Origin of the sequence: Streptomyces sp. NL15-2K (assembly GCF_030551255.1) — a bacterium.
Classification (GTDB): Bacteria; Actinomycetota; Actinomycetes; order Streptomycetales; family Streptomycetaceae; genus Streptomyces.
In genome coordinates, this window is the sequence record NZ_CP130630.1 from 5236132 (window position 1) to 5250534 (window position 14403).

At 69.8% G+C, this 14403-nt stretch carries 14 protein-coding genes and 2 pseudogenes; 11 read left to right on the forward strand and 5 right to left on the reverse strand.

The genetic code is table 11. From position 1 onward, the window contains the following. Positions 1 to 188: 188 nt before the first annotated feature. Together Q4V64_RS23280 and Q4V64_RS23285 are read left to right on the forward strand one after the other, a co-directional pair. Positions 189 to 317, forward strand: coding sequence for a hypothetical protein (locus tag Q4V64_RS23280; RefSeq protein ID WP_301184532.1), 129 nt, complete (start codon positions 189 to 191; stop codon positions 315 to 317). Between the two features lie 85 nt (positions 318 to 402). Continuing rightward, positions 403 to 639, forward strand: a complete 237-nt coding sequence (locus tag Q4V64_RS23285) for a hypothetical protein (protein WP_124441218.1) — start codon at positions 403 to 405, stop codon at positions 637 to 639. Here Q4V64_RS23285 and istB read toward each other — a convergent pair. Both istB and Q4V64_RS23295 read right to left on the reverse strand, forming a co-directional pair. Next, the gene (gene istB, locus Q4V64_RS23290; RefSeq protein ID WP_124441229.1) at positions 617 to 1819 is read right to left on the reverse strand and encodes an IS21-like element helper ATPase IstB; all 1203 of its coding nucleotides are present in this window, start codon (positions 1817 to 1819) and stop codon (positions 617 to 619) included. The two genes, Q4V64_RS23285 and istB, sit on opposite strands and share 23 nt — an antisense overlap. Before the next feature lie 310 nt (positions 1820 to 2129). Beyond that, positions 2130 to 2294, reverse strand: a pseudogene (locus tag Q4V64_RS23295) (IS1380 family transposase); the annotation flags it as partial. Between the two features lie 107 nt (positions 2295 to 2401). On the opposite strand from Q4V64_RS23295, the gene Q4V64_RS23300 reads away from it, so the two are divergent. From Q4V64_RS23300 to Q4V64_RS23325, 6 genes and pseudogenes are all read left to right on the forward strand, one after another. After that, a complete protein-coding gene (locus Q4V64_RS23300; protein WP_253267060.1) occupies positions 2402 to 2632 on the forward strand; it encodes a hypothetical protein in 231 nt (76 codons plus the stop codon). A gap of 193 nt (positions 2633 to 2825) precedes the next feature. Next, positions 2826 to 3269, forward strand: coding sequence for a hypothetical protein (locus tag Q4V64_RS23305; protein WP_124441216.1), 444 nt, complete (start codon positions 2826 to 2828; stop codon positions 3267 to 3269). A gap of 70 nt (positions 3270 to 3339) precedes the next feature. Next, on the forward strand, positions 3340 to 4176 hold the full coding sequence (locus Q4V64_RS23310) for a protein kinase (RefSeq protein WP_124441215.1): 837 nt from the start codon (positions 3340 to 3342) through the stop codon (positions 4174 to 4176). Next, positions 4175 to 4750, forward strand: a pseudogene (locus Q4V64_RS23315) (replication initiator); the annotation flags it as partial. The gene Q4V64_RS23310 and the pseudogene Q4V64_RS23315, both read left to right, overlap by 2 nt. After that, positions 4747 to 5256 (forward strand): hypothetical protein, encoded by a 510-nt coding sequence (locus tag Q4V64_RS23320; RefSeq protein ID WP_124441214.1) that lies wholly within the window; start codon positions 4747 to 4749, stop codon positions 5254 to 5256. The pseudogene Q4V64_RS23315 and the gene Q4V64_RS23320, both read left to right, overlap by 4 nt. Positions 5257 to 5494: 238 nt before the next feature. Continuing rightward, positions 5495 to 6721 (forward strand): IS110 family transposase, encoded by a 1227-nt coding sequence (locus Q4V64_RS23325; RefSeq protein WP_303715621.1) that lies wholly within the window; start codon positions 5495 to 5497, stop codon positions 6719 to 6721. A gap of 100 nt (positions 6722 to 6821) precedes the next feature. Here the strand turns inward: Q4V64_RS23325 and Q4V64_RS23330 are convergent, their stop codons facing one another. Next, the gene (locus Q4V64_RS23330) at positions 6822 to 8429 is read right to left on the reverse strand and encodes a recombinase family protein (protein WP_124441197.1); all 1608 of its coding nucleotides are present in this window, start codon (positions 8427 to 8429) and stop codon (positions 6822 to 6824) included. Positions 8430 to 8489: 60 nt separating this feature from the next. Between Q4V64_RS23330 and Q4V64_RS23335 the strand changes: the two genes are divergently transcribed. Next, positions 8490 to 10130 (forward strand): DNA repair helicase XPB, encoded by a 1641-nt coding sequence (locus tag Q4V64_RS23335; protein WP_124441196.1) that lies wholly within the window; start codon positions 8490 to 8492, stop codon positions 10128 to 10130. Positions 10131 to 10148: 18 nt separating this feature from the next. On the opposite strand, the gene Q4V64_RS23340 is transcribed toward Q4V64_RS23335, so the two are convergent. Beyond that, a complete protein-coding gene (locus Q4V64_RS23340) occupies positions 10149 to 10334 on the reverse strand; it encodes a hypothetical protein (RefSeq protein ID WP_172629276.1) in 186 nt (61 codons plus the stop codon). Positions 10335 to 10742: 408 nt separating this feature from the next. Here Q4V64_RS23340 and Q4V64_RS23345 point away from each other — a divergent pair, with 408 nt between their 5' ends. Then, a complete protein-coding gene (locus Q4V64_RS23345) occupies positions 10743 to 12782 on the forward strand; it encodes a UvrD-helicase domain-containing protein (RefSeq protein ID WP_124441194.1) in 2040 nt (679 codons plus the stop codon). Between the two features lie 131 nt (positions 12783 to 12913). On the opposite strand, the gene Q4V64_RS23350 is transcribed toward Q4V64_RS23345, so the two are convergent. Next, positions 12914 to 13609 carry a copper homeostasis protein CutC gene (locus Q4V64_RS23350; RefSeq protein WP_124441193.1) on the reverse strand — a complete coding sequence of 232 codons (696 nt, stop codon included), beginning with the start codon at positions 13607 to 13609 and terminating at the stop codon, positions 12914 to 12916. Positions 13610 to 13737: 128 nt separating this feature from the next. On the opposite strand from Q4V64_RS23350, the gene Q4V64_RS23355 reads away from it, so the two are divergent. Then, a complete protein-coding gene (locus Q4V64_RS23355) occupies positions 13738 to 14388 on the forward strand; it encodes a hypothetical protein (protein ID WP_124441192.1) in 651 nt (216 codons plus the stop codon). The last annotated feature ends 15 nt before the right edge of the window (positions 14389 to 14403 follow it).

Below are 14403 nucleotides of genomic sequence, written 5' to 3' on the forward strand. Positions count from 1 at the left end.
CCCTGTCTCACTCCCGCGGGTGTACGTCCGCGTTCATGCGCGCCACGCCGGAGACTTCCCACCCATGAGGGAGCTTGACCGGCCTGCCGCATTCCGGCGCGAGCCGCCGGGCAGCCACCGGGTGTCCTGATCAGGCCCGAGTCGCCCGGCCGGGAGCTCGGGCGAGTACCCCGAAAGGAAGTCCCCGCATGCGTATTGCCCGTCGCGTCGCCGCCGTTCTGACCGCCACCGCCGTGATGATCGGTGCCTGCGCCACCCAGGCCGCCGCCGTCGGCATCGATATCGCCGGGTTCCTCATCGAAACGCCGCCGGTCTGACGCGCTTCGCTCATCCAAGGGCCGGCCCGGCGTTCCCGGGCCGGCCGCCCCTCACCCTCCGTGCGTGAAAGGCCTGCCAGTCCCCATGCGTACCAAGCGTCCCGCCCCCACCCGTTCCGCGGCCGTCGCCGTATCGGTCGCCGCCCTGGTCTCCGCCGCCGCTCTCCTCCTCGGCGGGCTCGCCCCCGAGGCGGCGGCCGCCCCGGCCGCGCCGCTGCCGCTCCCGGTGCCCGGGGCCGGCGGCGAGCCCCTCGTCAATGTCGACGGGCACATTTTCGCCCAGCCGCTGGTCAACAACCTCACTCTGCCCACGTCGAAGTAGCCCGCCGCATCCGGTAGCTGTCCCCGTCGATCCGCACGGTCTCGGCGTGGTGGGCCAGGCGGTCCACCATCGCCGGGGCGGACGGGCCGCCGAAGATCTCGTCCCAGCGGGCGAGCGGCCGGTCACCGGTCACGATCAGCGAGGCCCGCTCGTAGCGGTGCGCGACCAGTTGGAAGAAGAGGGCGGAGGTCTCCGCGTCGAAGGGGGTGTAGCCGACCTCGTCGACGACCAGCACCGGGTAGGCGTCGAGCGCGGCCAGTTCCTCGGCGAGCCGGCCTTCCGCCCGTGCGCCGGCCAGCCGGGCGGCCCACTCGGCCGCGGTCGCGAACAGCACCTGGTGGCCGGCCTGGCAGGCACGCACGCCGAGCCCGATGGCCAGATGCGTCTTGCCGGTGCCGGGAGGGCCGACGAAGACCACGTTGCGCCGGGTGGTGACGAAGTCCAGCTTGCCGAGCCGGGCCACGGTGTCCCGGTCGAAGGTCCGGGGGTGTTCCTCGTCGTAGTTCTCCAGCAGCTTGCGGGCCGGGAACCCGGCGGCGCGGATGCGCTCCTCGGCACCGGCGTCCGCCTCGCGCGGGGCCGCCTGGGCGGGGATCGGCGCGGAGGTCCGGGCGGGGGCGGGCTGCGGCGCGGTCGCCGCCGGGGGTTCGGCCGCCGTCGCGTGGCTCTCCTTGTGCGCCTGGGCGGGCTCGGCCCGGGCCAGCATCGGCCCCGACATGTACGCCAGGATCGCCGCCGACAGGATGAAGGCCATGTGGATCGTCGTGCCCCACAGCAGGGAGTGCTGCGCGGTGTGCTGGACGTCCACGAACATCTGGAGCAGGTGGACGGAGCTGATGCCCACGATGGCGGTGGCCAGCTTCACCTTCAGCACGTTGGGGTTGACGTGCGAGAACCACTCCGGCTGGTCCCGGTGGCCGGTGAGGTCGATGCGCGAGACGAAGGTCTCGTAGCCACCGACGATCACCATGATGAGCAGGTTGGCGATCATGACGACGTCGACCAGCTTGAGCACCGAGAGCATGACGTAGGTCTCGGTGGCCTGCCCGGACACGCACCGGAGGATTAACGTCCACAGTTCGTTGAAGAACTTGTAGACGTACACCCCTTGGACGACGACGAGGCCGAAGTAGAGCGGCGCCTGGAGCCAGCGGGTCGCGAACAGGGCGTACCCGAGCATGGCGGTCGGCGCGGACGGGGGGCGAGACTGGGAATCAGTGGAGAGCTGCACGACCAGCCATTGTTGGGAAGCCGCGGCCGTACGGCTCTATCCGTGCACTCGCAGGGCTGAATAGACATCCTGTAAGACAGGACGTGGCCAGGCAGGAACGATCAGGCACACTGGACGTTTGGCCGTGCAGAGCCCTGTGGAAAGGCAGCCCGCGCGTGAATGGCACACGATCCCAGCGGCCCGAGTGTCGTCTCGGGTGGGCGCCGGATTCCACTGCTCCGGGCCGGTCGTGCTGTCGTAGGGACGGGGCATCTGCTGGTCAGCCGGGATCCGGTAGTTGGGCGATCCGGTGGAGGGCGGCGGTGATGTGGTGGGTCCAGGGCCAGTGCCGGGCCAGGCGGAGGATCCGTCGGCGGCCGGGGGTGACGAGTTGTCCCGCCGTGGTGAACAGGCGAAGCCGCAGACGTCGGGGCTCCCAGAGCCTGGTCAGGTCTCCCAACACTCGGGGACGGCGATAGGGACGTTCTACGTCCCGAAGTGGTGTTTGTCGGAGGTTCCGACGTCCCCCTGAGCGACAGGATGCTCGTGCACATGGCGAGCAACCAGCAGACCAGACCAGGCATCGGTGAACTGGCGAAGGACACCGCCAGGAACCGCATCGGCGTTGTCATGGATGAGGTCGGCGGCCGTGTGCGGATAAGGCCGATCGGCGGTGGCGCCGAGTGGGACGCCATGCCGGACAACGTGGAGCCGCCGAGTGCGCGGGAGGAACTGAGCGCACGTCTGGCCATCAAGAACCGCAACCGTCGGGCCGGGCTGTGATGCGCGTGATCGGCCAGTACGCGGGAGTCCTGTTCATCGTGGTGATCAGCGGGTCGTGCGGTCTGGTGATCGGCATGGCTCTCGCCATGGGCCAGTAGACGGGCCGCCCCGGACGGGCGCCAACCCCCGGCTCCCTCTTCCCCGTTCGGGGCCGGCCATCCAACCCACGCACCGACACACAAGGAGCAATCGCATGACGGCAACGGCGAACGACCAGAAGACCGGACGCGCGGTGGCTGGTGAGGAGCTGTTCGAGAGCCTCGCCCACTTCGTGGTCATCCACAACGGGCAGTCGCCCGACCGTGCCGAGCGGATCGCGGACCAGGCGGTGGCCTTCCTGGTCACGGCGGCTACCGCCACGATTCCCATGGTCCCGTCGGATGACGTGGACCTTGGTCTGCACGCGCTCATCCTGCACACGAAGGAGTACGCGGAGCTGTGCGAGCGGTACGCGGGCCGCTTCCTGCACCACAACCCGAAGCTGGGCGGAGGGGCTCGCGACCCTGAGAAAGTCGCCACCTCGGCACGCGCCATGAAGGCGGGCGGTTTCATGGTCTTCGACGACCTGTGGACCGTGGACGGCACGAACCTCGCGCAATGCGACTCAGACTGCGGCCGACCGTACGGACAGGCGTAGCACACGACATCAGCGACGCGGCCGACCTCGACTCGTGGCCGGCCGCCTTCGCTCGGAAGGAGAAGAGACGTTGTCCGGCTCAACCCCTGAACTGCCGATCGTGGTGCTCGACGCGCTCATGCCCACGGCTCAGCGCCTGGTCCTCAATCGTCGGGGCTCCATGGTCTGGGAGGTGGAGGGCCCTCGCGGCCGCCACGCCGTGAAAGTCGGCTATCCGATCGAGGCCACGGCCGACTGGCCCGCCCAGCCCTGGACCGCGCTAGCGCCCGCCCGCGAGGGTGCCGTGCTGTATCACCTCGGCCTCGCTGACTTCGCGTACGGCGAGTGGGAAGACGGGACCTGGAACTTCCAGCCGTGGCATGAGGGGCCGGACCTGTACCGACTGTGCGAGCCCTGCCGTAGGCCGGACTCGTCCATCGCACCGCACACCAGCGTGGCGTTGGGCTGCGTCGAGGCTCTAGCAGAACTCCACGCCAAGGGCTGGGCACACGGTGACGTTCAGCCCGCCCACTTCATCATCGGCTCGGAACGAACGCACCTCATCGATCTGGCCCTTGCCCGAGGCGGCCACGTACCCGAGGGGTACGACTTCCCGTTCCGCGGCTGCCTCGTCCACTACGAGGCACCGGAGATCGCACGCAGCGTCCTCGACACCGGAGAAGCCAAGCCGACGCCGGAAGCCGACATCTACGCGCTCGGCGCCTCCCTGCTGATCTCCGCTACCGGTTGGCGGACGATGGAGTACCCGGACGACGCCCCCCGCTCGGTGCAGAGAGAGGCCGTGGCTGACGGTCGGCGCCGACCCGTGAAGGCGCCCGGTGAGCTGGGCGAGTTGATCGACGCGATGCTCAGCCATGCGCCAGGGGACCGCCCCACCATCTACGAAGTAGGCAAGGCTCTGAGCTGATTCCGAATACACAGACACCAAGGCTGCCGGGTACGTCGCCAAGTACGCCACGAAGAACGCCGAAGGTGCGGGCACCGTAGACCGCACCCTGATGTGCCGTCCCTGTGTCGGACGTGGCTACGTACGCGGCCCTGACGGCTTCCACGACCGGTGCGCCGACTGCGACGGCACCGGACAGGCCGAAGCCATCAAGGCCCTGGCCGTGCAGCAGCACGTACGGCAGATGATCCGCACCGCATGGGCCCTCGGCCACCTGCCGGAGTTCGCCCACCTCAAGCTCTGGAAGTGGGCACACATGCTCGGCTTCCGCGGCCACTTCTCCACCAAATCCCGCGCCTACTGCACCACCCTCGGCGCACTCCGCGACGTACGCCGCGCCTGGCGCCTCGCCCAGGCCGAAGCCGCCCGCACCCGCGCTGGCCTCCCCACCACCGACGAGACCACCCTCGTCACCGCCTCCTCCTGGACCTACCTCAGCAGCGGCTACCGCCCCGGCGAAGAACTCCTCGCCGCCCAGGTCCGCCACGACATCGCCCACACCCAACGCCTCAAGCAGGAGGGGGATTTCTCATGACCAACCGCAAGACGACGTTCGTCGGCCGCTTCCACTGCGGCCAAGGCTCCTGGCGTGTCTCCACTGGGACTGAGGAAGTCGCCACGGTCATCGGGCAGCTCTTCGGCAGGCAATCGGCGTCCCACGACAGCCACGAAGCCGACCACTTCGAAGTGCTGCCCCGATCAACCTCCATGCGGGTCGTCATCTCCGGCCCCGAATCCATCAAGGCCGGCCTGCTGACAGCCGCACCCCGCTATGAACCCCAACCCAGTACTCGCCTCTCGTTCCGCCTCGCCGACGCACACGCCCTCGGCGGCTTCCGCCTCAGTTCCCCCTCATGGGACCTGGCAGAGTCCGTCCCCACGCTGAGGACCGCACTGTCCGAGACGGACGGGGACGCCCTCTGTGAACTCGTTGCAGAGATAGTCGAGTTCACAACCCGCGACGGTGCGGCGCTGTCGTATTGCCGCCCTTCTATCAAGGTCATCGGACCTTGGCACGACCCCGACCAGCACGCCGCCTAATGGGAACTGTCGGGTCGTAGAGACTCGGTGCCGTAGCCGCCAGTGGGTGAGCACTCACGCCGCCGGAAGCATCCGACTTCTGAGGTCAGACCGTGCCCCTGCTGGTGGGCCGGAAGGCCAGACCGTTGATGGGGTGGCGTGCCCGCCGGGCAGTGGGGCGTGAGCACTGGATCCATTAGGCCGCGTGCCGCGCCTTCCGCGGGCTGCACGGAGCGAAGTACCGGACTGGGAGGGTGAGTTGCTGCTGATCGGCGATGACTGGGCCGAAGACCACCATGATGTCGAGGTCCAGGACGAGGCGGGCCGGAAACTGGCCGTGGCGAGGCTGTCCGAGGGCGTGGAGGGGATCGCGAAGCTGCACGAGCTCGTTGCGAAGCACGGCGGCGAGGACCTTGATCCGGCCGGGGTGGTGATCGGGATCGAGACCGACCGTGGTTCGTGGGTGCAGGCGCTGATCGCCTCCGGCTACCGGGTCTATGCCATCAACCCCCGGCAGGCCGCCCGGTTCAAGGAGCGGTACGGCTCCTCCGGTGCCAAGAGCGACAAGGGCGACGCGCACGCGCTGGCCGACATGGTCCGCATCGACCGGGACCAGCTGCGTCCGGTGGCCGGGGACAGCGAGCAGGCCCAGGCCGTCAAGGTCGTCGCCCGCGCCCACCAGACCTTGATCTGGGAACGCACCCGCACGTTCCAGCGGCTGCGCAGCACGCTGCGCGAGTACTTCCCCGCCGCCCTGCACGCCTACGCGGATCTCACGCTGACCAGCACGGACGCGCTAGAACTGCTGATCAAGGCCCCCACCCCGGCGGCCGGGGCAAAGCTGACCCGCACCCAGATCACCGCCGTCCTGGCCCGCGCCCGCCGGCACAACCGGGACGCGAAGGCAGCCACGATCATCACCGCGCTGCGCGAGAAGCAACTCGGCCTGCCCGAGCCGGTCACCGCCGCCTACGCGGCCACCGCCACCGCCCACGCGAAGCTGCTGATCGCCCTCAACGAGCAGATAACCGACCTGGAAGGGCAGGTGAAGGCCCATTTTCTGAAGCACCCGGACGCTGAGATCTACCTCTCGATGCCCGGCATCGCGGAGATCACCGGCGCCCGGGTGCTCGCCGAGTTCGGAGACGACCCCACCCGCTACGCGTCCGCGAAGGCCCGCAAGAACTACGCCGGCACCAGCCCGATCACCCGGGCTTCCGGCAAGAGCCACACCGTCCAGGCCCGCTACGTCCGCAACAACCGCCTCGCCGACGCGCTGCAGACCCAGGCGTTCTCCGCCCTGCGGGCATCACCCGGCGCCCGCCGCTACTACGACAAACAACGCGCCCGCGAAGCCGGCTACAACCCCGCCCTGCGGCAGCTCGGCAACCGCCTCGTCGGCATCCTCCACGGATGCCTCAAGACCCGAACCCTCTACGACGAAGCGACCGCCTGGTCACACCACGCCCACACCCCGACCGCTTGACACCAAACGACATGGGGTGTCTGACCTGAACACAGACAGCGACGCCCCCACCTCGTCCGTCCGGTGGGGGCGTCGCTGCGTGTGTCCGGTGAAGTCGTCGTCAGCCCTGGCTGTCAGCCGCCTCGGTGTCCTGTTCGCTCTCTTTCGCCGCTGCCGCCCGCCGCATGTGCCCCTCCTCGCCGAAGTACACCGACAGACGCGACGTGTCCAGCTTCTTGCCGCCACGCCGCGCGGGTGCCACCTCCACGTAACCGCCCGCGTTCAACAGCAAATCTCGCTTACCGGCCACGTCCGAGCGCTTCCACTGCTCGGCGTGCGTCTCGCCGGTCGGCTCCGCCTTCACGCCGCCCGGTTTCGCCGTTCGCTGCCTCTCCTTCAGGGTCGCCAGTCGCTCTTCCAGCTTGGCGTACTGCTCCGCGTACCGGATCGCTCCGTCGTCGCCTCTGAACAGGCCCCGGTCGTAGCGATCCTTTTGCAGGTCGGCCAGCGCTTCCTCGGCCTGCCTGATCTGCGGGCGAAAGTCCTCTCCCACCTCCTGGACCATCCGCATCACGGAAAGGTGGCCGTACCTCGCGAGGAACTGCTCGGTGACGTGCTCCTCGGTGGTCACCCCGGCCACGGTCGGCCCGTAACACTTCACGCCCGGCTTCTCCTCCCCCTTGGCCGCCCGCTGGCGGTACTTCAGGGGACCAATGCACCGGTACCGAAGCTGACCGTTGCACCCGCTGAAGGTGTACATGCGCTCGCCGCAGACTCCGCAGTGCATGATGCCGCGCAGCAGCGACGTCCCCTCCCGGCGCTTATCACCGGGATTGGCCCGGCGCTCCAACTCATCCTGGAGCGCCTGCCAAGTGTCCGTGTCGAGGATCGGCGGGCGGTTGACCAGGGGCAGACCGTCCGTCCGCAGGATCGGCTTTCCGTCCTCGATGACCTGGCCGAGCAACTGGGGATTGCCCAGCAGGCTGCGCAGCGTCGTCGTGTACCACTGCTTGGAGTCGCTGCGCTTGCCCGTGGTTTGGCGTGAGGCGTGGCCGGGCGATGGGACGCCCTCCTTGTTGAGGTCGTTGATGATCTGCATCAGGGAGTCCTTGGCCAGAACCCGTTCCACGATCTTCCTGATCGTCTTGGCCTCGTCCTCGTTGACCGCGAGGACCTTGCCCGCCCCGTTGGGATTGGGGACGACCATGTACCCGTACGGGACCCGACCGCCGGTGTAGCGACCCTCGCGACGCAGGTGCTCATGCGCGCTGGACACTCGCATTCCGATGGTGTCGGATTCCAGCTCCGCAAAGACCGCGATGACCTTCGCCATGGCTCGCCCCATGGACGACGTGAGGTCGAGCGGCTCCGTAGCCGACGCGAGAGCGACGCCCTGGTGCTCGGCGAGTCGCATGATCTCCGTGAAGTCGACCGTCGAGCGTGCGAGCCGGTCGATCTTGAAGAACACGATCAGGTCCAGCTCGGCGAGCCGGGTCAGAATGCGTTGCAGACCCGGCCGGTCGAGGCCCCGCGAGAAGCCGGAGACATCGATGTCTTCCTCGACAACCATGACGTTCCAGCCACGTGCCTCACACAGCGCCTCGCACGCCGATCTCTGGCGCTCAGGAGAAGTCGTCTCGTCCGTTTCACGCGATAGGCGAACATAGATAGCGGCGCGCATCCCCGGCGCGTCGGCCGGTACGCCCTTCCGGCGCCGGGCACGGGGCATGGCCCGAGCCGTGGCAGGTGTGGTGTCTGTCACGGTGACAATCCAACCGCGGAGGTATGCGTGTCCTGCCTAATCGTCCAGTCCGACAAGACCCTGCTCCTGGAAGTCGACCACGAGCATGCCGACGACTGCCGTCGGGCCATCGCGCCGTTCGCCGAGCTGGAGCGGGCGCCGGAGCACATCCACACCTACCGGGTGACGCCGCTCGGCCTGTGGAACGCGCGGGCGGCCGGGCACGACGCCGAACAGGTCGTGGACGCGCTGGTGCAGTACAGCCGCTACCCCGTGCCGCACGCGCTGCTCGTCGACATCGCCGAGACGATGGACCGGTACGGGCGGCTGACCCTGTCCAAGCACCCGGCGCACGGCCTCGTCCTCACCACCACCGACCGGCCGGTCCTGGAGGAGATCCTGCGCTCGAAGCGGGTCGCCCCGCTGGTCGGCGCCCGCATCGACCCCGACACGGTCCTCGTCCACCCCTCCGAGCGCGGGCAGATCAAGCAGGTACTGCTGAGGCTGGGCTGGCCCGCCGAGGACCTCGCCGGGTACGTCGACGGCGAGGCGCACCCGATCGAGCTGGCCGAGGACGGGTGGGCGCTCAGGCCGTACCAGAAGCAGGCGGTGGAGAACTTCTGGCACGGCGGCTCGGGCGTGGTCGTCCTGCCCTGTGGCGCCGGGAAGACGCTGGTCGGCGCCGGTTCCATGGCGCAGGCGAAGTCGACCACGCTCATCCTCGTCACGAACACCGTCTCCGCCCGGCAGTGGAAGCACGAGCTGGTGAAGCGGACCTCGCTGACCGAGGAGGAGATCGGCGAGTACAGCGGGACGCGGAAGGAGATCCGGCCGGTCACCATCGCCACCTACCAGGTGCTGACGACCAAGCGGAAAGGCGTCTACCCGCACCTGGAGCTGTTCGACTCCCGGGACTGGGGTCTGGTCATCTACGACGAGGTGCACCTGCTGCCGGCGCCGGTCTTCAAGTTCACGGCGGACCTCCAGGCGCGGCGGCGGCTGGGGCTCACGGCCACCCTGGTGCGGGAGGACGGCCGCGAGTCGGACGTGTTCTCGCTGATCGGCCCGAAGCGGTTCGACGCGCCGTGGAAGGAGATCGAGGCGCAGGGCTACATCGCGCCCGCGGACTGCGTCGAGGTCCGGGTCAACCTCACGGACTCCGAGCGGCTGGCGTACGCCACTGCCGAGACCGAGGAGAAGTACCGCTACTGCGCGACGACGGAGACCAAGCGGAAGGTCACGGAGGCGATCGTCCGGCGCTTCGCGGGCCAGCAGATCCTGGTCATCGGCCAGTACATCGACCAACTCGACGAACTGGGCGAGCACTTGAACGCGCCCGTCATCAAGGGCGAGACCTCCAACGCCCAGCGCGAGAAGCTCTTCGAGGCCTTCCGGCAGGGCGAGATCAGTGTGCTGGTGGTGTCGAAGGTGGCGAACTTCTCCATCGACCTGCCGGAGGCGACGGTCGCCGTCCAGGTGTCGGGCACGTTCGGGTCGCGGCAGGAGGAGGCGCAGCGGCTGGGACGGGTGCTGCGACCGAAGGCGGACGGCCACCAGGCCCACTTCTACTCGGTGGTGGCCAGGGACACCCTCGACCAGGACTTCGCGGCACATCGGCAGCGGTTCCTGGCGGAGCAGGGGTACGCGTACCGGATCATGGACGCGGACGAGTTGCTGGCGGAGAGCTGAGGGGCGGTCACCTGCGGGTCACCTGCGGCGGACGCCCGCCTCCTCGCCGTACTCACCGAGGATCATCACGTCGAAGGCGGCGCCCGCGAACACCTTGACGGCTCGCAGGGCATCGCCGAAGACGTGACGGTGGCCGTCCAGGAGGGGCGTGGCGCCGGCCGGGCGGGGCGGGCGCGGGGCGGGGGAGATGGTTGCTGCGCTCATATGTCCATGGTGGCGTTCCGGACATAAGGAGGGCATCGGTCTGCGGGTCGAACCGGAATGGTCGCCGGGTAGTACTTCCGGCTGAGGTCCCTGCCCCCAGGGTGGAGGGGGCGTCCCCTAGGGGACCGGTGAGCTGGCCGACTCGGGGACCGGTGAGCGGATCGACTCGGGGACCGGTGAGCGGATCGACTCGGGGACCGGTGAGCGGACCGACTCGCGGCATCGGTGAGCGGACCGACTCGCGGCATCGGGAACGACCAAAAAACCATTGGCCCCCGGCTCCCCCGCTCACCTACACTCTCCGCTCTTGCCCGCCTCCCTCCCGGAGTGCCGCCGACCGGACGGAAACCGGCCGGCATCACGCAGCCGCTCGTCCACCTCTCCAGCAGGTCCTCCGGAGGCACTCCCTTGTCCACGCCCGCCGACGATCCCCTCTTCCGTGAGCGCTCCCACCTCGCGCGCTCCCGTGCCGCCCTGCGCGCGATGCGCGAGGACGTCGAGTCCCTCGACATCACCGACGTCACCGCGAACTGGGTCAACGCCGAGGCCCTCTCCCATCAGATCGACGAGCGCATCAAGGCCCTGGCCGACCTCAGCGACACCCCGCTGTTCTTCGGCCGGCTCGACTACCTGTACGCGCCGGGGGCCGAGCAGGCCGAGGGGGCGGAGAGCGAGCGCTTCTACATCGGGCGCCGGCACGTGCACGACCACGACGGCGACCCGATGGTCATCGACTGGCGTGCGCCGGTCTCGCAGCCGTTCTACCGGGCGTCCAAGAAGGACCCGATGGACATCGCGCTGCGCCGCCGCTTCGGCTACACGGGCGGCGACCTCACGGCGTACGAGGACGAGCACCTCTCCGACCCGGCCGAGGCAGCCCTCACCAGCAAACTCCTCCAGCGCGAGATCGAGCGCCCGCGCGTCGGACCGATGCGGGACATCGTGGCGACGATCCAGCCGGAGCAGGACGAGATCGTCCGCAGCGGGCTGGGCGGCACCGTGTGCGTGCAGGGAGGCCCCGGGACCGGGAAGACGGCCGTCGGCCTGCACCGAGTCGCCTATCTCCTCTACGCCCACCGCGACCGGCTCGCCCGCACCGGCACCCTGGTCATCGGACCGAACAGATCCTTCCTGCACTACATCGAGCAAGTGCTCCCCGCCCTCGGCGAGCTGACCGTCCGCCAGGCCACCGTCGACGACCTGGTCGCCCACGTCGAGGTGCGCGGCACGGACGACGCGGCGGCGGCGATCGTCAAGGGCGACGCGCGGATGGCCCAGGTGCTGAAGCGTGCCGTCTACTCACACGTGTCCATGCCGACCGAGCCGGTCGTCGTCGTGCGCGGCTCACGCCGCTGGCGGGTCCCGGCGTACGAACTCGAGGACATCGTCCGCGAGCTGCTCGACCGGGACATCCGCTACGGCGCCGCCCGCGAGGCCCTGCCGCAGCGCATCGCGCACGCCGTGCTGGTGCAGATGGAACGCTCCGGCGAGGCCCCCGACGACCGCGTGCAGGACGCCGTCGCCCGCAACGCCGCCGTGAAGGCGGCGGTCAAGGCGGCCTGGCCGCCGGTGGACCCGGCCAAGCTCGTGCTGCGGCTGCTCACGGACCCGGACTTCCTCGCCGTACACGCGGAAGGCTTGCTGAGCGAGGACGAGCAGAAGACGATTCTCTGGGCGAAGCCTGTCCGCAGCGTGAAGTCCGCCAAGTGGTCGCCGGCGGACACGGTGCTGATCGACGAGGCGAACGACATCGTGCAGCGCACGCACTCCCTCGGCCATGTGGTGCTGGACGAGGCGCAGGACCTCTCCCCGATGCAGTACCGGGCCGTCGGCCGCCGCTGCACCACCGGTTCGGCGACCGTCCTCGGCGACCTGGCCCAGGGCACCACCCCCTGGGCGACCCGCAGCTGGGACGAGGCGCTCGCCCACCTCGGCAAGTCGGACGGCGTGGTCGAGGAGCTGACGGCCGGTTTCCGCGTGCCGACGGACGTCATCACGTACGCCTCCCGGCTGCTCCCGCACATCGCCCCGGGCCTGACGCCGGTCGCGTCGGTCCGTGAGAACCCCGGCTTCTTCGACGTCCGCGAGATCACCGACACCACCCAAGTGATCGCCGCCTGCGAGGAGTCGCTGCGCAACGAGGGGTCGACCGGCCTGATCGCCGCCGACGCCCGCGTCCCGGCGCTGGCGGAGGCGCTCACGGCGGCGGGCATCGGCTACCTGGCCCCGGGTGAGGAGACGACGTACGAGACCCGGCTGACGCTCGTCCCGGCCTCCCTCGCCAAGGGCCTGGAGTACGACTACGTGGTCCTGGACGAGCCGCAGGCGGTGGTCGACGGCGAACCGGACGAACGGACGGGTTTGCGCCGCCTGTACGTGGCCCTCACCCGAGCGGTGTCGGGCCTGATCGTGACGCATGCGGCTCCGCTGCCGCCGCAGCTGACGTAGCTGCCGTAACTGCCGTAACTGCCGTAACTGCGGGCAGTCGTGCCGCTGGGGCGGCACGGGTGGGCGCAGGCGGCACCCCGTCAGCGCCGGGCCGCGCGACCCACCCCCGCCCAGCCCCCCACGCCGGGCACCTACGAACCGCCGTCCAGCACCGCCCGCCACTCGGCCACGGCCCGCTCCGAAACCGGCCCGTCCCAGCCGCCGGGCCGCGCCGCCCCGCCGATGTGGAATCCGTCGATCCCAGCGGCCGTCAGGATCGGCACGTGTTCCAGGCGCAGCCCGCCTCCCACCAGCAGCTGCTGCTCGTACCCCGGCTCCCCGCGCCGCGCCGCCTCGGCGAGCAGCGTGGGGAGCCCATCGTCCACACCGGCGGCCGACCCGGCCGTGAGGTACGTATCGAGCCCAGGCAGCCCGTCCAACTGCTTGCGCAGGGCGTCCCGGTCGGCGGCCCGGTCGATCGCCCGGTGGAAGGTCCACCGGCAGCCGTCCAGCCCTTCCACGATCCGCTCCACGGCCGCAAGGTCCACCCCGCCGTCCGCGTCGAGGAACCCGAGCACGAACTCCTCGGCCCCCGCCTCCCGCATCTCGTGCGCGATCCGCACCAGCCGCCCGAGGTCCCCCGCCGCGAACCCGTCCGCGAGCCGCAGCATCACGCGCAGCGGGATGTCCACGGCGGCGCGGATACCGGCGACGGTCGCGACCGACGGGGTCAGTCCGTCGGCCGCCATGTCGGTGACCAGTTCGAGGCGGTCCGCGCCTCCGGCCCGGGCGGCGAGCGCGTCCTCGGCGTCGAGGGCGATCACCTCCAGGACTGCACGCTTGCTCATGGGACCCCATTCGTCTTCGTTCGTCTTCGTTCGTCTTCATCGGGCGACTAGAGGTCTAGAGGTCTAGTCCAATTCCCAGACTACGCCTGTACGGGCCCCAAGCCAGGCCGCCGCGGGAGAATGACCACATGGCCGATCCCGACGCCCTGCGCACCCGCTTCACCCGCGCCCTGGAAGGAGCCCGGGGCCCCGAGGCCACCGGCCCCGACCCGGCCCCGTACGCCGACAGCCTGCTCGCCCGCTGGCAGGAACCGCAGCGCCGCTACCACACCCTCACCCACCTCACGGCGGTGCTCGACCACATCGACGTACTCGAACAGCACGCCACCGACCCGGACGCCGTCCGCCTCGCCGCCTGGTTCCACGACGCCGTCTACTTCCCCGACCGCTCCGAGAACGAGGAACGCTCCGCCCGCCTCGCCGAGCGCGCCCTCCCCGAGGCCGGGGTGTCACCGGAGAAGACCGCCGAGGTGGCCCGCCTGGTCCGCCTCACGGAGACCCACGCCCCGTCCCCCGACGACCGCAACGGCCAGGTTCTGTGCGACGCGGACCTGGCGATCCTCGCCGCGCCGCCGTCCGCGTACGCCGCCTACACGGCCGCCGTGCGCGAGGAGTACCACTTCATCCCGAACGACGCCTTCCGCGAGGGCCGTTCCGCGATCCTCCGCCGGCTCCTCGACCTGCCACAGTTGTTCAGGACGCCGTACGGGGAGGCGGAGTGGGAGGCGACGGCACGCTACAACCTGCGGTCGGAGCTGGAAATGCTGATGCCGTCATGACGTCGGCCGGAGTAG